At 66.9% G+C, this 17,411-nt stretch carries 15 protein-coding genes; 8 read left to right on the top strand and 7 right to left on the bottom strand.

Annotation, left to right across the window (positions count from 1 at the left end; all coding sequences use genetic code 11):
• Positions 1–106: 106 nt before the first annotated feature.
• A complete protein-coding gene (locus ACZK2G_RS00410) occupies positions 107–2,377 on the bottom strand; it encodes a TonB-dependent receptor (protein ID WP_046985030.1) in 2,271 nt (756 codons plus the stop codon).
• A 159-nt stretch (positions 2,378–2,536) separates the two neighbouring features.
• Here ACZK2G_RS00410 and ACZK2G_RS00405 point away from each other — a divergent pair, with 159 nt between their 5' ends.
• On the top strand, positions 2,537–3,553 hold the full coding sequence (locus ACZK2G_RS00405) for a TIGR00266 family protein (protein WP_136640085.1): 1,017 nt from the start codon (positions 2,537–2,539) through the stop codon (positions 3,551–3,553).
• Between the two features lie 145 nt (positions 3,554–3,698).
• Positions 3,699–4,691, top strand: coding sequence for a patatin-like phospholipase family protein (locus ACZK2G_RS00400; RefSeq protein WP_019337382.1), 993 nt, complete (start codon positions 3,699–3,701; stop codon positions 4,689–4,691).
• A gap of 39 nt (positions 4,692–4,730) precedes the next feature.
• On the opposite strand, the gene ACZK2G_RS00395 is transcribed toward ACZK2G_RS00400, so the two are convergent.
• A complete protein-coding gene (locus ACZK2G_RS00395; protein WP_046985032.1) occupies positions 4,731–5,216 on the bottom strand; it encodes an Lrp/AsnC family transcriptional regulator in 486 nt (161 codons plus the stop codon).
• 125 nt (positions 5,217–5,341) lie between these two features.
• On the opposite strand from ACZK2G_RS00395, the gene phhA reads away from it, so the two are divergent.
• Positions 5,342–6,235, top strand: coding sequence for a phenylalanine 4-monooxygenase (gene phhA / locus ACZK2G_RS00390; RefSeq protein ID WP_478474368.1), 894 nt, complete (start codon positions 5,342–5,344; stop codon positions 6,233–6,235).
• A 98-nt stretch (positions 6,236–6,333) separates the two neighbouring features.
• Here the strand turns inward: phhA and ACZK2G_RS00385 are convergent, their stop codons facing one another.
• On the bottom strand, positions 6,334–7,389 hold the full coding sequence (locus ACZK2G_RS00385; protein WP_136640053.1) for a LacI family DNA-binding transcriptional regulator: 1,056 nt from the start codon (positions 7,387–7,389) through the stop codon (positions 6,334–6,336).
• A 239-nt stretch (positions 7,390–7,628) separates the two neighbouring features.
• On the opposite strand from ACZK2G_RS00385, the gene ACZK2G_RS00380 reads away from it, so the two are divergent.
• The 4 genes from ACZK2G_RS00380 to ACZK2G_RS00365 all read left to right on the top strand — a co-directional run bounded on the left by ACZK2G_RS00380 (position 7,629) and on the right by ACZK2G_RS00365 (position 10,619).
• Positions 7,629–8,219, top strand: coding sequence for a cysteine dioxygenase family protein (locus ACZK2G_RS00380; protein WP_046985035.1), 591 nt, complete (start codon positions 7,629–7,631; stop codon positions 8,217–8,219).
• A 116-nt stretch (positions 8,220–8,335) separates the two neighbouring features.
• On the top strand, positions 8,336–8,974 hold the full coding sequence (gene eda, locus ACZK2G_RS00375) for a bifunctional 4-hydroxy-2-oxoglutarate aldolase/2-dehydro-3-deoxy-phosphogluconate aldolase (protein ID WP_136640054.1): 639 nt from the start codon (positions 8,336–8,338) through the stop codon (positions 8,972–8,974).
• Between the two features lie 96 nt (positions 8,975–9,070).
• Entirely contained in the window at positions 9,071–10,099 is a 1,029-nt protein-coding gene (gene adhP / locus ACZK2G_RS00370; RefSeq protein WP_046985037.1) for an alcohol dehydrogenase AdhP, read from the top strand.
• A gap of 127 nt (positions 10,100–10,226) precedes the next feature.
• Entirely contained in the window at positions 10,227–10,619 is a 393-nt protein-coding gene (locus ACZK2G_RS00365) for a hypothetical protein (protein ID WP_046985038.1), read from the top strand.
• Positions 10,620–10,690: 71 nt separating this feature from the next.
• Here the strand turns inward: ACZK2G_RS00365 and ligD are convergent, their stop codons facing one another.
• The 3 genes from ligD to ACZK2G_RS00350 all read right to left on the bottom strand — a co-directional run bounded on the left by ligD (position 10,691) and on the right by ACZK2G_RS00350 (position 14,639).
• A complete protein-coding gene (gene ligD / locus ACZK2G_RS00360; RefSeq protein WP_478474366.1) occupies positions 10,691–13,177 on the bottom strand; it encodes a DNA ligase D in 2,487 nt (828 codons plus the stop codon).
• 3 nt (positions 13,178–13,180) lie between these two features.
• Entirely contained in the window at positions 13,181–14,086 is a 906-nt protein-coding gene (ku, locus tag ACZK2G_RS00355) for a non-homologous end joining protein Ku (RefSeq protein ID WP_136640057.1), read from the bottom strand.
• A gap of 154 nt (positions 14,087–14,240) precedes the next feature.
• Positions 14,241–14,639, bottom strand: a complete 399-nt coding sequence (locus tag ACZK2G_RS00350) for a hypothetical protein (RefSeq protein ID WP_478474364.1) — start codon at positions 14,637–14,639, stop codon at positions 14,241–14,243.
• Positions 14,640–14,786: 147 nt separating this feature from the next.
• On the opposite strand from ACZK2G_RS00350, the gene ACZK2G_RS00345 reads away from it, so the two are divergent.
• Positions 14,787–15,131 carry a hypothetical protein gene (locus tag ACZK2G_RS00345; RefSeq protein WP_428709484.1) on the top strand — a complete coding sequence of 115 codons (345 nt, stop codon included), beginning with the start codon at positions 14,787–14,789 and terminating at the stop codon, positions 15,129–15,131.
• Positions 15,132–15,207: 76 nt separating this feature from the next.
• Here the strand turns inward: ACZK2G_RS00345 and ACZK2G_RS00340 are convergent, their stop codons facing one another.
• Positions 15,208–17,298: a TonB-dependent receptor family protein gene (locus ACZK2G_RS00340; RefSeq protein WP_136640030.1), complete on the bottom strand. Its 2,091-nt coding sequence runs from the start codon at positions 17,296–17,298 to the stop codon at positions 15,208–15,210.
• Between the last annotated feature and the right edge of the window lie 113 nt (positions 17,299–17,411).

Raw genomic sequence — 17,411 nt, 5'->3', positions numbered from 1 at the left:
GGCGATCCGGGGTCGGATCCCTTTCCGCAGGAAAGGGCTCTGACCCCATACAGCAGAAGGGCCGGCATTGCGCCGGCCCTTCTTCATTGCATCACGATCGACCGCATCAGAACTTCGCGGTGAACTCCACGCCCCAGGTACGCGGCTCGTTGAGGAAGCCGGTCAGGTTGTTGAAGTCGATCGCGCCGACCACACGGGTCTGGTTGGTCAGGTTGCGGCCGAACACCGCCACATCGTACTGACCGTAATCCCAGTTGTAGCCCAGGCGCAGGCCGCCTTCCAGCGAACTACGGCCGCGGAATTCCGGCGACTCGTAGATGAAGAAGTTCACCGCGCTGCGGTAGGCCCAATCGGTGTAGGCATACAGCTCGCTGCCATCGCTGAGCGGGAAGCCGACGCGCAGGGTCGCGTTGTGGATCCACTTCGGCGCCTGCGGCAGCGGGTTGCCGTTCACCAGTGCGTAGGTGCCACCGTTGATGACGGTGGTCGGGTCGTTGATGGTGCAGCCACCGCCGCAGATCGCCACCGCCAGATCCTTGTCCTTGATCTCGGTGTCGTTGTAGCTGCTGCCGAAGGTCAACAGGACGTTGTCAGCCAGGTAGGCTTCCAGGTCCAGCTCCACGCCCTGGCCGATGGTCTTGTCGGCGTTGAGCAGGGTGGCGGTGTTGTTGGTGCCGCCCACCGCGATCAGCTGCTGGCCATCGACGTTGTAGCGGAACACGCTCAAGCCCAGGCGCGCGCGACGCTCGAACAGGTCGGCCTTGATGCCGGCTTCGTACGAGATCACCTTCTCCGAATCGGCCTGAGACAGGCCCGGCGCGAAGGCCAGGCGGCCCTGGATCGACGGCGCACGGAAGCCCTTGGCCACGCGGGCGTAGGCATTCACGTTGTCGGTCAGCTTGTACACGCCGCTGACATCCCAGCTGACGTCGTTGACGTCGGTGTTGGCCAGATACGGGCCACTGACCGGGGTACCGAACGGCACGGCCTGCAGCACGCTGGCGCTGAAGTCCTTCTTGTCCTGCGTATAGCGCACGCCGGCACGCAGCTTGAAGCGGTCGGTGACATCGAAGTCACCCGAGGCGAACACCGCCCACGCCTTGTTGCGCTGGTTCTGCACCACGTGGCCGGTCTGCGGGTTGCCCGGAGTCAGCGAGTCGTAGTTGAAGTTGTTGATGGTCACGTCTTCATCGAAGTAGAAAACGCCGGCCTGCCAGTCGAAGCGACCCCATTCGTTGGATTCAACGCGGAATTCCTGGGTCCACTGGCGGTGGTGCGGCAGGCCGTCGGCCGACTCGGACGAGAACGGGATGAGGCCTGGGCCGGAGTTGCCCGCACCCAGGAACGCCGCGCCGTAGCCACCGTCGATGTCGCCGCGGTTGAGCGATTCGGCGGTCTCGTAGCCGGTGATCGAATGCAGGGTCACCGAGCCGAGGTTCCACTGCAGGCGCGCGCTGCCGCCCCAGGTTTTCAGGTCGGAGAAGTTGACGCCGTCGTTGGCGACCTTGTCGCGGTCGAAGTTCTCGACCAGTGAATTGCCGCCTTTTTCGATGATGTTGGCACGGAACAGGCGAGCGGTGCCGTTGAGCTTGCGCTTGTGCAGGTTGAACAGTGCTTCGAAGTCGTCGCCTTCGTACAGGAACTGCACGCGGCCGGCAGCTTCGTCATAGCCTTCGAAGCCGCTGTTGGGCGCACCGGCACGGGTGTTGTCGACCCAGTCGTCACGGCGCTGGTAGATGGCCGACACGCGCGCCGACCAGCGATCGGTCAGCGGGCCGCCGTAGGCACCCTGCACGTTCCAGCTGTTGTAGCTGCCATAGCCCACGCGCACGTAGCCGTCGGCATCCTGCGACGGGCGCGCCGAATCGAACTTGACCACGCCGGCCGGGGTGTTGCGGCCGAACAGCGTGCCCTGCGGGCCGCGCAGCACTTCCACGTTGGCCAGGTCGAACAGCGGGAAGCCCTTCAGCAGCGGGCTTTCCTGCACCACGTCGTCGTACACCAGCGACACCGGCTGCGAAGCGTTGAGGTCGAAGTCGGTGTTGCCGAGGCCGCGGATGTAGAAGCGCGGGAAGGCACGGCCGTAGGAGGACTCGATGTTGAGGCTGGGCACGCGTGCGGCCAGGAAGCGGATGTCATCACCCGCCGAACCCAGCACATCGAGCTTCTCGCCCTGGATCGCGCTGATCGCAACCGGCACGTCCTTGGCGTTCTCGACACGGCGCTGCGCGGTCACCTGCAGGGCATCGAGGGCAACCGGATCCTTGGCGGCGGGGGTTTCCTGGGCGGCTGCTACCAGCGGCAGCAGGGCGGAAAGAGCAGCAACGAGGGGGCGCGCGACCGGAAGGCGGCCACGGGAAGTGCGGGTCGGAGACATGGCGGTAGGCTGTGTTTGGAGGGGTGGTAAAACGGCGCTACCAGATAATTGTTGCAATACAGCACCTGCCCCGCAAATGCCGGCCGTTCATGGCCGCGTCGCCCGGCGGCCGGGTCGCTCGCTAGACTCGGGGTTTTCCAACCCTGCGGAGCCACCGCGATGACCCAGTGGTACTTCCATGCCTCCGCCCAGGCCGAGCGTATCGGCCCGCTTGATGACGACGCCGCGCGCCGTTATGCGCAGGCCAACCCGCGCGCCCTGGCCTGGTGCCAGGGCATGAGCGGGTGGACCTCGATTGCCGAGGTGCCCGAACTGCAGTCCGCGGCCCCGGGCATGCCCAACACCCCACCGCCAGTCCCCGCCGCCGCCAGCGGCCGTGCCGACGACATCGAATTCCGCATCGTCGGCCATGAAATGCAGTTCGTCGAAATCGAGCTTGATCCCGGCGAGAGCGCCATTGCCGAAGCCGGCGCACTGATGTTCAAGGACGCAACGGTGCAGATGGACACGGTGTTCGGTGCCGCCACCGGCGACCAGGGCGGCGGTTTGATGGGCAAGGTGATGGCCGCCGGCAAGCGCGTGCTGACCGGCGAGAGCCTGTTCGCCACCGTCTACACCCAGGGCGGCCACGGCAAGGGCAAGGTCGCCTTCGCCGCGCCCTACCCCGGCACCGTGCTGGCAATGAAGCTGGACCAGCATGGCGGCCGCCTGATCTGCCAGAAGGACAGCTTCCTGGCCGGCGCGCGCGGTGTGCAGATCGGCGTGCAGTTCCAGCGCAAGATCATGACCGGCCTGTTCGGCGGCGAAGGTTTCATCATGCAGAAGCTGGAGGGCGACGGCTGGGTGTTCATCCACGCCGGTGGCTGCGTGGTCGAGCGCGAGCTGGCGGCCGGCGAGCGGCTGGATGTGGATACCGGCTGCGTGGTGGCCTACCACCCGACCGTGGACATGGACGTGCGCCGGGTGGCCGGCATCAAGAGCATGCTGTTCGGTGGCGAAGGCGTGTTCCTGGCCACGCTGACCGGTCCCGGCAAGGTCTGGCTGCAGTCGCTGCCGTTCTCGCGCCTGGCCGGCCGCATGTGGATGGCCGCGCCACAGGGCGGTGGCCAGAACCGCGGCGAGGGTTCGGTGCTGGGCGGCCTGGGCCGGATGCTGGACGGCGACAACCGGTTCTGACCACAGGATCTCGGTGGGTGCCGACCTTGGTCGGCACCTACACGCCCCTTTCCTGAATGGGCGAGACTCCCCACCCTGCCCGGCCCACCACGGCTTCGGTATGCTGGCGCCCTTTCCTGAATCCGGCGCCGCGAGCGCACTGCCGATGAGCCTGTTCCGCCCCCGCATGCTGCTGTCCGTCGCCCTGATCGGCCTGCTGGCCGGCTGCGGTGGCGACCCGGTCCGCCCCACGCCGCCGCCGGCGCCGACCGTGGTGCCGCAGGCCAAGCCGGTGAAGATCGGTATCGCCCTCGGCGGTGGCGCAGCCAAGGGCTTCGCCCACATCGGCGTGATCAAGATGCTGGAGGCCAACGGCTTCGAGCCGGCCGTGGTGTCCGGCACCAGCGCCGGCAGCGTCGTTGGCGCGCTGTATGCCAGCGGCATGGACGCGTTCCAGATGCAGAGCAAGGCGGTCGCGCTGGACGAAGCCAGCATCCGCGACGTGCGCCTGTTCTCCGGCGGCCTGGTGCAGGGCCAGAAGCTGCAGGACTACGTCAACGAGCAGGTCGCCAACCGTCCTGCCGAGCGCCTGAAGAAACCGTTCGCCGCGGTCGCCACCCAGCTGGAAACCGGCGAACGCGCGATCTTCGTGCGCGGTAATGTCGGCCAGGCCGTGCGCGCGTCGAGCAGCATTCCCGGCGTGTTCGAGCCAGTGAAGATCGGCGGTCGCAACTACATCGACGGCGGCGTGGTCAGCCCGGTGCCGGTGGATGCCGCGCGCCAGCTCGGCGCCGACTTCGTGATCGCCGTGGACATCTCCAGCAAGGCAAGCGGCAAAGCGCCGACCGATATGCTGGGCATCGTCAACCAGTCCATCTCGATCATGGGCCAACGCCTGGGCGAGCAGGAACTGGCGCGCGCCGACATCGTCATCCGCCCGAAGGTGCTGGACATCGGCGCTGCCGATTTCAGCCAGCGCGGCACCGCCATCCTGGAAGGCGAAAAGGCCGCAATGGCGGCGATGCCGCAGATCCGCGCCAAGATCCAGCAGCTGCAGCGCGCGCGCGCCGCCGCGGCGGCACCGGCGCCGGTGGCCGCGCCGAAGTGCGAGGAAGCCTCGCGCCTGGGCAAGCTGATGGGCCGCAAGGACAAATGCTGACGGCGTGATGCCTGGCCACCGGGTTCGCCCGGTGGTCGCTCAGGGCTCCAGCTGCGAGAGCGGCAGTGCCTGGAAGCCCTTCACCGTGCGCAGCACGAAGCTGGAGTTGGCATCGGCCACGCCACCGGCATTGAGCAGGCGGTCCAGCAGGAAGCGCGAGAAGTGCTCCAGGTCGCGCACGTAGACGTGCAGCAGGTAGTCCATGTCGCCGGTCAGCGCATGGCAGGCCACCACTTCATCCCAGGCCTGCACGCTGTCGACGAAGTGCCCGATCGCGGCCTGGTCGTGCTTTTCCAGCTGCACGCGCACGAAGGCCTGCAGGCCCAGGCGCAGCTGCCGTGGTTCCAGCCGCGCGCCATAGCCGACGATGACGCCCTCGCTTTCCAGCCGCTGCAGGCGCCGCAGGCAGGCCGAGGGCGAGAGATTCACCCGCGTTGCCAGCTCGGCGTTGGTGGCGCGCCCATCCCGCTGGATTTCAGCCAGCAGACGTATATCCGTGCGATCGAACTGGACTTCTCCGGCCATTGTTGCCCCGCAACATGGTGAGTACGCAAGGATATTGCGCCAACAAGGCCAATCGACGCAACTTTTGCAACCCTGTTGCGCGCGCCCTGCCCTAGCATCGTGGGTATCTCATCCCGGAGTGCCCCATGGACCTCGCCCAGCCCCGCCGCGTCGAACACCAGCAGACCGACAAGGGCTACGTGCCGGTGTATACCACCGCGCTCGTCGAGCAGCCGTGGGACACCTACAGCGCCGACGACCACGCCACCTGGAGCACGCTGTACCAGCGCCAGCGCGAGCTGCTGGTCGGCCGCGCCTGCCAGGAATTCCTGGATGCGCAGGACGAGATGGGCATGAGCGCGCACATGATTCCGCGTTTCGACCAGCTCAACGAAGTGCTCGGTGCCGCCACCGGCTGGACCCTGGTCGGTGTCGAAGGCCTGCTGCCGGAGCTGGATTTCTTCGACCACCTGGCCAACCGTCGTTTTCCGGTGACCTGGTGGATCCGTCGCCCGGAACAGATCGACTACATCGCCGAGCCGGACCTGTTCCACGATCTGTTCGGCCATGTGCCGCTGCTGATGAATCCGGTATTCGCCGACTACATGGAGGCGTATGGCCGTGGCGGCGTCAAAGCCCACGCGATCGGTCCGGACGCGCTGCAGAACCTGACCCGCCTGTACTGGTACACGGTGGAGTTCGGCCTGATCGATACGCCCGAAGGCCTGCGCATCTACGGCGCCGGCATCGTGTCGTCGAAGGGCGAATCGCTGTACTCGCTGGAATCGGCCGCGCCCAACCGCATCGGTTTCGACCTGCAGCGGATCATGCGCACGAAGTACCGCATCGACACCTTCCAGAAGACCTACTTCGTCATCGACAGCTTCGAACAGCTGATGCAGGCAACGTCACCGGACTTCACCCCGATCTACGTCGCGCTGGCCGATCAGTCGCATCTGCCGGCGGGTGACGTGCAGGACGATGACCGCGTGTTCCAGAAGGGCAGCGGCGAAGGCTGGGCCGACGGCGGCGACGTGTAAGCACGCGCAACCTGCCAATGAAAACGGCGCACTCCGGTGCGCCGTTTTCATTGATGCTTGCCTGCACTGCTGCTGCGGTGCAGGCGAGGGCAGGGCAGTCAGCCGTCCACCGCCCGGCAGGAACCGCGCACCATCAGCTGTGGATGCACACTGGCCGCAGCCGGCGCATCCGGTACGTCGGTCTGCACCAGCATCGCAGCGGCCATGCGGCCGATGTCGGAGACGTGGCGGCGCACCGAGGTCAGCGGGGGCCACAACCGCGACGCCAGCGGGCTGTCGTCGTAGCTGACGATCGACAACTGCTGCGGCACCGCGATGCCCGCACGCAACGCCACCTGGTACACGCCAGCCGCCATTTCATCGTTGCCGGCGAAGATCGCACTGGGCCGTCCTTCGCCCATCAGCAGGCGCTCGGCGGCATGCACGCCCGACTCGAACGTATCGCCTGCTTCCAGCACACGCTCACCCGGCAGGGTCAGCCCCACCTGGGCCAGCCGATCAAGGAAACCATGGGTACGCTCGCGTGCGGTACGGCGGTCGCCCGGACCGGTAATCACCGCAATGTCGCGGTGGCCGAGCGAGAGCAGGTAGCCCGCCGCAGCGGCTGCACCGTCGCGATCGTGGGTGACCACCACCTGTGCTTCGTCGTCAGAGGCATGCGCGTTGATGCGGATGTAGCGGCATTCGATCTCGTCGAGCATTCCAGTCAGCGCCACCGACTCGGAGGCGCGGGGGCCAAGGATCACGCCATGCAGTTTCTGCTGCTGCACGAAGCGCCGCACACCCTGCGCGCAGTCCGCGGACTGGCTGTCGCAGGGATGCACCACCAGCTCATAGCCGGTGCCGCGCAGCGCTTCCAGTGCGCCCTGCTGCAGGTCGACGATGCATTGGGCGCCCGGGTCGTCATACACCAGGCCGATCAGGAAGGAGCGGCGGAACGCGAGCCCGCGCGCCAGGGGGTCGGGCACGTAACCGACCTCGCGCATCAACGCCTCGACCTTGTCGCGGGTGTCTTTGCGCACCAGCGGCGAGTTGTTGATGATTCTTGAAACCGTTTTCTTGGAAACTCCCGACAGTCGTGCGATGTCGTTGATCGTGGCAGCCTTGCCCTTCGATGCCGGCAACGCGGCATCGCTAATAATTCGCACTGACATGTATAGAACCAGGTAAGTCGGAGAATTCTAGCCTTGCGCCGTTGGGGCGCGAAGTTGCGGAATGTCGCAGCGAAGATGGATCGCGTCGTGTTCGACCGCTTCTGCTCCGCGAGGTTCCATTGTGATCGCTCTACTTGATGTGCATCTGAACCGTTCTTCCGCGCGTGTTCACCATGAATGCGGGCGCGACGCGCGCGAACGCCAACATTCCCTTAACCAGGCTCCGCTACAGTCGGGGCATGGACCTGCAGACTTCTCCGTTTCCGGCGTTCCGTGGCCGCGATCGGTTGATCGCCGCCGTCGACGCGGCGATGACCTCCGGTGATGCCGGGCGCATCACCGCCGATCTGCAGTTGGCACTGCAGGACGCCATCGCAGACAGCCGCATCGAACTTCCCGAGTGCGTGCATCGTCCGGTCGGTGATCATTACGCGCGACGCCCGCTCTACCACAGCCGCGAACACGGCTACAGCGTGATTGCCATGAGCTGGGGCCCAGGGCAGGGCACGCCGCTGCACGACCACGATGCCATGTGGTGTGTGGAGGGAGTGTGGTTGGGCGAACTGGAGATCACCCGCTATGAACTGCTGGAGCGCAACGGCGAGCGCTGCCGCTTCCGTCGGCATGCCGCGCTGCGCGGGGGCTGCGGCAGTGCTGGCAGCCTGATTCCACCGCATGAGTACCACACCCTGCGCAATGCCAGCGACGCGGCCCTGGCAATCTCGGTGCATGTGTATGAGGCACCGATGGAGCGCGCCGCGGTGTTCGATCCGCTCGGTGGTGACTGGTACCAGCGTCGCATCCAGGCACTGCAGGCCGACCCGGCCTGAGCGGGGGGCAGGGCGGGGCACCACCAGCACCCTCGTGAGCCACGTGGCATCATGCGCCGCTGCGCTGCCGGACCCGGCGGCGATCCGCGATGCCCCGTCGGGCAAGGAGCAAGACCATGTCCAGCGCTGATCCGCGCCTGCGCGCGCTGTTGAAGCTGGCACCGGTGATTCCGGTGTACACCCCCGAAAATGTGAATGAAGCGGTCGAAGTGGCCCAGGCACTGTTCCGCGGTGGCCTGCCGGTGATCGAAGTGACGCTGCGCACGCCGCAGGCACTGGATGCAATCAAGGCCATGGTCGAGGCCGTGCCCGATGCCGTGATCGGCGCCGGCACCGTGCTCAACGCCGCACAGATGCAGGCGGCAAAGCAGGCCGGTGCGCGTTTTGCCGTTTCCCCCGGTGCCACGCCGGCGCTGTATGCCGCCGCGCGCGATGCCGACCTGCCGTACCTGCCCGGTGCCGCCACCGCCTCGGACCTGATCCTGGGCCTGGAGCACGGCCAGGACACCTTCAAGTTCTTCCCGGCAGTGCAGGCCGGTGGCGCCGCACTGCTGGCCGCCTGGCATGGCCCGTTCGCCGATGTGCGCTTCTGCCCGACCGGCGGCATCAGCGCGCAGACCGCGCCGCAGTTCCTGCACCTGCCCAACGTGCTGTGCGTGGGCGGTTCGTGGCTGACCACCCCGGCGCTGCTGCAGACCCGCGACTGGGATGCGATCGAGCGCCTGGCCCGCGAGGCTTCGGTACTGGCCGGCTGAACCTGCTGCAGGAATCTTCAAAGGTTTGATCGTGATCAAAGCGCCGGCCTCGCGCCGGCGTCATTCTGTGGGCAAGCGCACTACGGAGATCCGAACATGAATTCGACCATGAAGGCCGCTGTCGTGCGCGAGTTCGGCAAGCCACTGGTGATCGAGGAAGTCTCGGTACCACGCCCGGGGGCGGGCGAGGTACTGGTCAAGATCGAGGCCTGTGGCGTCTGCCACACCGACCTGCACGCCGCCGAGGGCGACTGGCCGGTGAAACCGAACCCGCCGTTCATCCCCGGTCACGAGGGCGTGGGGCACATCGTGGCCGTGGGAGGCGGGGTAGGGCACGTCAAGGAAGGCGACAGGGTCGGCATCCCCTGGTTGTACTCGGCGTGTGGCCATTGCGAGCACTGCCTGGGTGGCTGGGAGACGCTGTGCGAAACGCAGCGCAATACCGGCTACTCGGTCAACGGCGGCTTCGCCGAGTACGCACTGGCCGATGCCAACTATGTCGGCCTGCTTCCGAAGGAAGTGGGCTTCGTCGAGATCGCGCCGGTGCTGTGCGCCGGCGTGACCGTCTACAAGGGCCTGAAGGTTACCGATACCAAGCCAGGGGACTGGGTGGTGATTTCCGGCATTGGTGGCCTCGGCCACATGGCGGTGCAGTACGCCCGCGCGATGGGCCTGAACGTGGCTGCGGTGGATGTGGATGACAGCAAGCTGGCATTGGCCCGGCAGCTCGGCGCGCAGATCACTGTCAACGCGCGCACCACCGATCCCGCCGCCTTCCTGAAGAAGGAAATCGGCGGCGCGCACGGTGCGCTGGTCACCGCGGTTTCGCCGAAGGCGTTCGAGCAGGCACTGGGCATGGTCCGCCGTGGCGGCACCGTCTCGCTCAATGGCCTGCCACCCGGCAATTTCCCGCTGGACATTTTCGGCATGGTGCTCAACGGCATTACCGTGCGTGGCTCGATCGTCGGCACCCGGCTGGACCTGCAGGAATCGCTGCAGTTCGCCGCCGAGGGCAAGGTCGCGGCCACGGTCAGCACCGACCGCCTGGAAAACATCAACGAGGTGTTCGCGCGCATGCACGCGGGCACCATCGAAGGCCGCGTGGTGCTCGACTTCGCCGCCTGACCGCCTGTGCATGGCCGTCGTCGCTCCGTTCCCCTCTCCCACGGACGCGGCGGCCATGCCTATCCATCGGTAGGGCCGGCCGCTGGCCGGCATCCCCAGGCACTTCGCGCAGCCGTACAATGCGCGCATGCCCGGCCTGCTCAAGACTCTGTTCCTGTCCCTCGTCGCCCTGATCGGCGGCGTGCTGTCGCTTGCGCTGGTCAGCAGCGTCGCCAGCTGGCTGCCCCCATTGTTGGGCCTGTCACCGGACAGCAACAGCGTGCAGCTGGGATGGGACCTGGCCTTCAGCGTGCTCGGTGGCGTTGCCGGCATTTCCTTCGCCACCTACTACGCGCCGTGCTGGCCGCGTTCGCATGGCTTCTCGATCTGGTCGCTGATCGCACTCGGATGCGGTTACGCGATGTGGACCGCCGGCGCGGATTTCCCACTCTGGTTCGTCATTTCGCTGCTGGCGTCACTGCCGCTGCAGCTGTTGGCCGGCTGGTGGTTCGGTCGCCGCGCGTCGCGCGATCCGCGCTGAGCGCATCCAGGTAGTGCCGGCCGCTGGCCGGCAACCTCGGCCATCCTACAGTTGCCGGCCAGCGGCCGGCACTACCGCTTCAGCGACGGCAGCGTCTGCTTCAACCGTTCAATGCCCTGCCATGGGTCACCCTTCAGCCGCTTGGCACGCGCCAGCGCCTTGGCCATCGGAAACGCGTCAGCCGCGCTCACCCGGGCCAGCTCTTCCCAGCGCAGCGGCACCGCCACGCCCGCACCATCGCGCGCGCGCAGCGACCACGAACAGACGCTGGTGGCCCCCCGCGTATTGCGCAACCAGTCGATGAAGATGACGCCATTGCGCTTGGCCTTGCTCATCGTCGCCACGTAGCGATCAGGCTGCTCCAGCGCCATTGCCTGCGCGAACGCCTCGCAGAACGCCTTCGCCTCGTCCCAGCCTGCCTTGGGCTGCAGCGGCACCACCACGTGCACGCCCTTGCCACCGGACAGGCGTACGAAGCTCTTCAGGCCCACCTGCTGCAGGCGGTCACGCACATCGCGTGCACCGGCTTTCACCTGTGCCCAGCTCACGCCTTCGCCGGGATCGAGATCGAACACCAGGCGATCCGGATGCTCTGGATCGATCACGGTCGCGCCCCACGGATGCAGCTCCAGGGTGTTCATCTGCACCAGCTGCAACAGGCCCCGTGCATCGTCGATATAGACATAGTCCTCGCGGCCGCTCTTCTGTTGCAGCGGAACCGCGTGCACGGCATCGCCCAGGCCGGGACCGTGGTGCTTCTGGAAGAAGCAGGCCTTGCCCACGCCGTCCGGGCACCGGAGCAGTGACAGCGGACGTCCGGCAAGTTCGGGCAGGATCCAACGCGCCATGCGCTGGTAGTAGTCGGCCACGTCGCCCTTGCTCAGCTTCTCCTTTGGAAACACCACCCGCTCTGGATGAGTGATCAGGACCTCGCCTCCGGCTTCGATATCGGCTGTGCTCATACCCAGATCCTCCTTCTGCTTGTCGCTGCGCAGCCGCTTGAAACTGGCCTGGCGCAGCAGGCCTTCCTTGCCCCAGCCACGGAATGCCACCTCCGCCACCGTCACCGGTTTCACCCAGCGCACGCTGGCGGCACGGAACGGCACATGCGCTGGCAGCTGCAGCACCGGTGCATTCACTGCCAACGGCTGCAGTGCCTTGAGCAGCGCGCGCAGGCTATCGTCGTCGAAGCCGGTGCCAACGCGGCCCACATAGCGCAGGCCAGCCTTGTCCGGCGTGGCCAGAAGCAGCGAACCAAATCCCACCCGGGAACCCTTGGGTGCCGTGTGGCCGACAATCACGAACTCGTCGGTGTCTTCGTGCTTCACCTTCACCCAGCTGCGCGCACGCGTGTTCACGTAGGGAGCATCCACCTGCTTGCTGACGATGCCCTCGAAGCCGGCCTCGCCGCTGGCATCGAATACCTGCGGTCCGTGGTCGATCACGTGCTCGCTGAAGGCCAGGGTGCCGGGCGCTGGCCCGATGAGATCCTTCAGCAGCGCCTTGCGTTCCAGCAACGGCACCCGACTGATGTCCACGCCGGCCACACCCGGAAGATCGAACACGATGTAGCGCAGCGGTTGTTTCGAACTACCGTCGATCACCCGCTGCAATGCCGCAAAGTCACTGCGTCCTTCCTTGTCCAACACCACCAGCTCGCCATCCAGGCGCGCATCGCGCAGCGGCACCGCCTGCACGGCCTGCACGACCTCGGGAAAATCCGCCGTCCAGTCCAGGCCGTTGCGGGAGCGGAGCTTCACCTCACCATCGTGCAGATCGGCCAGCAGACGATAACCATCCCACTTGATCTCGTGCAGCCAGCGCGCGCCGTCCGGCGCGCTGTCGCGATGATCGGTCAACTGCGGCTTGAACACGCGTGGATAGGGTGTATCGCGTGCACCGTCCAGTTTCAGCGCGCGCGCATGCCAGCGCGCATCAGCCTTGCGTGTGGTCGTGCGTGCGGCAGGTGCAGCACGCGTCGCCTTCTCTGCGGAACGCTTCTTCGCCGCAGGCGCTCGTTTCGGCATCGGTGCCGTCAGCAGGTCATCCGCTTCGGCATCGCGCGCTTCCTCGTCACCGCGCTTGATCAGCAGCCACTGCACATGACGCCCTTTCATTGCCGTACGCACCAGCTTCCAGCCACCGGCCAGGCGTTGCCCGTGCAGCACGAAGTCGATCTTTCCAGCCGCCAGCGCCTGCAGTGGATCACCTTCACAGGCCCAGGTGCCGTGATCGAAGACATCCACGTGGCCAGCACCATAGTGGCCTTCAGGAATGTTTCCCTCGAAGCCGGCGTAGGACAACGGGTGATCTTCCACTTCCACGGCCAGCCGCTTCTCACCGACGCGCAGCGAAGGCCCCTTCGGCACGGCCCAGCTCTTCAGTACACCGTCCATTTCCAGGCGGAAGTCATAGTGACGCGAGCTTGCATGATGCAGCTGGATGACGAAGGTCGGCCGCCGCTTCGGATCACCGCGTGCGGGCGTGTCGTCAGGCTCCGGCGTCTGTCCGGCGCCACCACCCAGTCTGCGCTTGCGCCGGTACTGGTGCAGCGACATGGTTCAACCTGCCTTGCGCCGCGTGGTCTTCTTTGCGGCCTTTTTGGTGGCCTTCTTTGCCACCTTCTTCGCCGGTGCCTTGCGCGTTGCCGTCTTCTTCGCCGGCGTGCGCTTGTTCGCGTCCAGGCTCTTCTGCAGCAACGCCATGAAATCCACCACATTGGTGGTGGCATCTTCGCGCGGTGCGGGCTCGTCTTCCACCCGGGTAGTGCCGCCCTTGGATTTGATGCGCTTGTTCAATACCAGCTGCAGACGCTCGCGGAACTCATCGTGATACTGCGAGGGATCCCAGTCACCGGCCATTGACTCGATCAGCTGTTCGGCCATCGCCGTTTCCTTGCTGGTGATGCGATAGTCGGACAGTTTTCCGGTGGGCAGCTTGTAGTCCTCGGGATCCACCAGCTCCTGCGGATAGCGCAGGATCATCAGCACCAGCGCGTCCTGCTGCGGCATTACCGCGCACAGGTACTCGCGCGTGCGCACCACCACCCGCGCGATGCCCACCTTGCCGGTACTGCGCAGCGTTTCGCGCAGCAGCACATAGCCCTTTTCGGCCTTCTTGCCGGGTACCAGCAGATACGGTTTCTCGTAGTAGCGTGGGTCGATCTGCGCCGCATCCACGAACGATTCCACTTCCACCGCTTCGTGGCTTTCCGGCGCCGCCGAGCGGATATCGCCTTCCTCCAGCACGACGTAGCTGCCCTTGTCGTACTCGTAGGCTTTGACGATGTCCTTCCACGGCACCTCCTCGCCGGTATCGGCGTTGACCCGCTCGAAGCGGATCGGCTTGCGGTCACGGGAGTCGAGCATGCGGAACTGCAGATCGACCTTGCGTTCGCCGGACATCAGCGACACCGGCACGTTGAGCAGGCCAAACGACAGCGTGCCGGTCCAGATCGGGCGAGCCATGGGTGCACCTTTGGCGGGGCAGGGGGCCCAGCGTGGGCCGGAGGGCGTAAACCAGCCGTGTCCGTGCCGTGCACGTGGGCTCTACGGAACACGGTAGTGCCGGCCGCTGGCCGGCAACCAAAGCACACCTGAGCGTGTACGCAGAACCCCTGCGCTACTGCAGCAACGGCCTCACCGCTGCCGCCGGGATATGGTCCAGTGCGCGCCACGCATCTTCCACCACCGGCCGCGCCTGCGACCAGCTCAAGCGCGAGTGCCCACGCATCTGTTCCCAGTGCTCGGCCAGCTCCTCGCAGGTATCGGCGGCGTCACCGCGCGGCCAGTCGGCGGCATGCGTGGTCAGCGCGAAGGCGTAGACCGGGCAGAGGTCACGCCAATTGCGATGGCTCTGGCCACGGCGCTCATCGTAATCGCTCAGCATGTACTGCAGGTAGTCCTGCGCCACCGCCTGCGGGTCCTCATGGCGACGCGTGCGGCGCTGAGCTGTACGCTGGCCGAGCGGATCGAGCAGGGCGTTGAACACGGACGGTGCGGGTCGTTCAAGACGGGGCATGGCCGGCTCCTGCAGCGGGGGCGGGTGGGCAGGAATACGCGCGATCCCGTTACCGGGGGGTGAGCGAGATGTTCATGACGCCAGGTTCGCGGCGGCTTTACCTTGTGAGGGGTGTAGTGGGAGCCCCCGAGCGCAGGTAGCCAGATCATGAGCCGAGAGACCTCCCGTGACCCGCTGCGGGAAAACCACCCGCCCATTCCCGGCGAGCAGCGCGGTAAGCGCGATGCCGACAACGCCGACTACCGCGGCACCGGCGCACCGTTCTTTGACGCCGAACACGGTGGCGCGCATCTGCCGGTGAAGCACGAGTCTGAACAGGCCGCACAGGACCGCAAGGACGGCGGCGACCGCCATCGTGGGGGCCAGGAAAGCCCGCTCAAGCGCCGCGAGCGCAAGCAGCATGCCAGCGACAACCAGGACGAGGCGCTGGAGGAGACCTTCCCGGCCAGCGACCCGACCTCGCCGTTTGTACCGGCCAAGGCCCCCGATTGACCGGTAGTGTCGGCCGCTGGCCAGCAACCTCCTGACGTCCTGCACAGCGCCATGCCGGCCAGCCGGCACTACCACTTCATCGCCACGACCACTGCAGCCCGAGGCTGGCCCGTCGGCCCGGTCCCGGCTCGTAGAAGCGGCCGTTGCCATCGTTGACGATCACCGAGCCGATGTAGGCCTGGTCCAGCACGTTCTCCAACCGCGCGAAGGCACGCAGCTCACCGCCCGGCAGGGTCCATCGGCGCCCGCCTTCCAGGTGCAGCAGAGCGAAACCGGGTGCGCGCGCCGTAGCCACGTCATTGACCACGGTATCGGTGCTGGCCGAGGCCTCCAGCGCCCACTGCCAGTCGGCGGGGCTCCACTGCAGGCGGGCGAAGGCCTGCTGGCGTGGCACGCCGGGCAGACGGCTACCCACGGCGACGCCGGTGTTCGAGGTCAGGTACGGCGAGCGCACCTGCGCCTGCAGCCAGGTCCAGGCCAGCTGCAGTTCCAGCTGTTCGGCCAGCGGCTGTCGGTACTGCAGCTCCACGCCCTGGCGACGGGTGCGGCCGATGTTGCGATAGGTGCTGCGTCCTCCGATATTGCTGGCAACTGCCAGCTCATCGTCGGTATCTGCGCGGAACAGGCTGATATCGAGCTGGGTTCCATCCTGTGCGCGCCACTTGCTGCCAATCTCCAGATTGCGGCTGCGCGCGGCCGCCAGATCCAGCGCCAATCCCGCCTGGCCGTCGGCGCGATAACCCAGCTCGTTGAAGGTAGGCGTCTCGAAGCCCCGCCCCAGGGCGGCGTGAAGCCGCCACTGCGGGCTGGCCTCGAAGCTGACCCCTGCCACCGGCGTGGTTGCTTGGTAGCGGCGGCGGCCGCTGTCGTCCGGATTGCGCCCGGTGACGTAGCGGTCATCGGATTCGAAACGCACCGCGCTGTGGCGCAGCCCGGCCAGCAGCGACCAGCGCGGGCTCCACTGCCACCAGGCCTGGGCGAACTGGTCGACGTTCTGCACGGTGTCGATCTGGTCGCGGCGCAGGCGCCCACGCACGCCCAGGGTGCTGCCGATGAAGTTCTCGTAGCCGGTACGGTGCTGGCGCTGGCGGTCGGCGCTGAGCCCGGCCACCAGATCCAACGGGCGGCCGGCGAGATCGCCGTGCCAGCCCCAGCGCGCGTCCAGCCCGCCATAGCCCGCGTCCAGATCGATCACGCCGCCCGCATGCAACGGGTTGGCCTGCGCGGTCGGCGGAATCGGCAGGTACTGGGTGACCTCACGCTGCCCGGCATAGCCCATCAGCTGCCAGCGTTGGGTGTCGGTTTCGCGGGTCCAACGCAACCCAGCCTGCTGCTGGCGCACCGATTTGCGGGTGTTGTACTGGTGCGCCACCGCAGTAGCCTGGCGTGGATCCGCAGCGACCTGCGCGCGGGTCAGGCCCAGTGGATCCTGTGCGTCCGGCGCATCCAGCGCGTTGAGCAGCAGCTCCAGTCGCCCACCGCCCAGATCGCCGCCAATGCGCGCAGTGAGCGATTCGCGGCGCGCGCGGCTGTGTTCGCGCCAGCCATCGGTGCGGAAGTGATTGGCGGCGATGTTGTAGTCCAGCCCGTGGCTGGCTCCCTTCAGCTGCGTGCCGACGCTGAGCGTGTTGTCGGCACCTGAGTTGAGGCGCAACCGCCACGGGTCGCCAGCCTGGCCCTGCGCGCTCCACACCTGCAGCACGCCGCCGGAGGAGTTGCCGTACAGCGCCGAGAACGGCCCGCGCAGCACCTCGATGCGTTCGGCACCCAGCAGGCTGGCATGCGACAGCTGGCCCTGGCCATCGGGCATGGTCGCGGGCACCCCGTCGATCAACACCCGCACCCCGCGCACACCGAAGGTCGAGCGCGCGCCGAAGCCTCGGATCGACAGCTGCGTGTCCTGGGCGAAGTTCTGCCGGTCGCGCGCCAGCAGTCCCGGCACCCCGGCCAGTGCCTCGGACAACTGCACGCTGTTGCCGGCCCGGCCGGTGTCGATCCAGACCGTGTCCTGGCTGGCCGGCAGCGCGAACGGGTCGATACCCGGCACCCGCGCCGCCTGCACCTGCACGGCGGGCAGGGCGGTGGGCGCAGGCTCGGCCATGGCCGCCAGTGGCGACAGCAGCAGGGCGGACAACGGCAGGCAGTGGCGTCGTGCGGCGGGATTCATGATTCAGGTTGATGGATCGGGCGGCAACGCACGCCATGGTACGGGGACACGGATGACGATGGCGGCGGCCAGCCCCGGCAGGCTTTGTTACGATGGGCTGTTTCCGGCCGAAA

The organism is Stenotrophomonas sp. 107298_Sma, assembly GCF_056480345.1.
The sequence above is the reverse complement of the archived record's forward strand: the minus strand, read 5'-3'. Positions and strand labels throughout refer to the sequence as shown.

Coding starts and splice junctions, on each gene's coding strand:
- ACZK2G_RS00365 (WP_046985038.1), top strand. CDS start 10,227: ATGCCCGGCCTGCTCAAGACTCTGTTCCTGTCCCTCGTCGCCCTGATC.
- ligD (WP_478474366.1), bottom strand. CDS start 13,177: ATGTCGCTGCACCAGTACCGGCGCAAGCGCAGACTGGGTGGTGGCGCC.
- phhA (WP_478474368.1), top strand. CDS start 5,342: ATGGACCTCGCCCAGCCCCGCCGCGTCGAACACCAGCAGACCGACAAG.
- ACZK2G_RS00405 (WP_136640085.1), top strand. CDS start 2,537: ATGACCCAGTGGTACTTCCATGCCTCCGCCCAGGCCGAGCGTATCGGC.
- ACZK2G_RS00385 (WP_136640053.1), bottom strand. CDS start 7,389: ATGTCAGTGCGAATTATTAGCGATGCCGCGTTGCCGGCATCGAAGGGC.
- ACZK2G_RS00345 (WP_428709484.1), top strand. CDS start 14,787: ATGAGCCGAGAGACCTCCCGTGACCCGCTGCGGGAAAACCACCCGCCC.
- ACZK2G_RS00395 (WP_046985032.1), bottom strand. CDS start 5,216: ATGGCCGGAGAAGTCCAGTTCGATCGCACGGATATACGTCTGCTGGCT.
- ACZK2G_RS00380 (WP_046985035.1), top strand. CDS start 7,629: ATGGACCTGCAGACTTCTCCGTTTCCGGCGTTCCGTGGCCGCGATCGG.
- ku (WP_136640057.1), bottom strand. CDS start 14,086: ATGGCTCGCCCGATCTGGACCGGCACGCTGTCGTTTGGCCTGCTCAAC.
- ACZK2G_RS00400 (WP_019337382.1), top strand. CDS start 3,699: ATGAGCCTGTTCCGCCCCCGCATGCTGCTGTCCGTCGCCCTGATCGGC.
- adhP (WP_046985037.1), top strand. CDS start 9,071: ATGAATTCGACCATGAAGGCCGCTGTCGTGCGCGAGTTCGGCAAGCCA.
- ACZK2G_RS00410 (WP_046985030.1), bottom strand. CDS start 2,377: ATGTCTCCGACCCGCACTTCCCGTGGCCGCCTTCCGGTCGCGCGCCCC.
- ACZK2G_RS00340 (WP_136640030.1), bottom strand. CDS start 17,298: ATGAATCCCGCCGCACGACGCCACTGCCTGCCGTTGTCCGCCCTGCTG.
- eda (WP_136640054.1), top strand. CDS start 8,336: ATGTCCAGCGCTGATCCGCGCCTGCGCGCGCTGTTGAAGCTGGCACCG.
- ACZK2G_RS00350 (WP_478474364.1), bottom strand. CDS start 14,639: ATGCCCCGTCTTGAACGACCCGCACCGTCCGTGTTCAACGCCCTGCTC.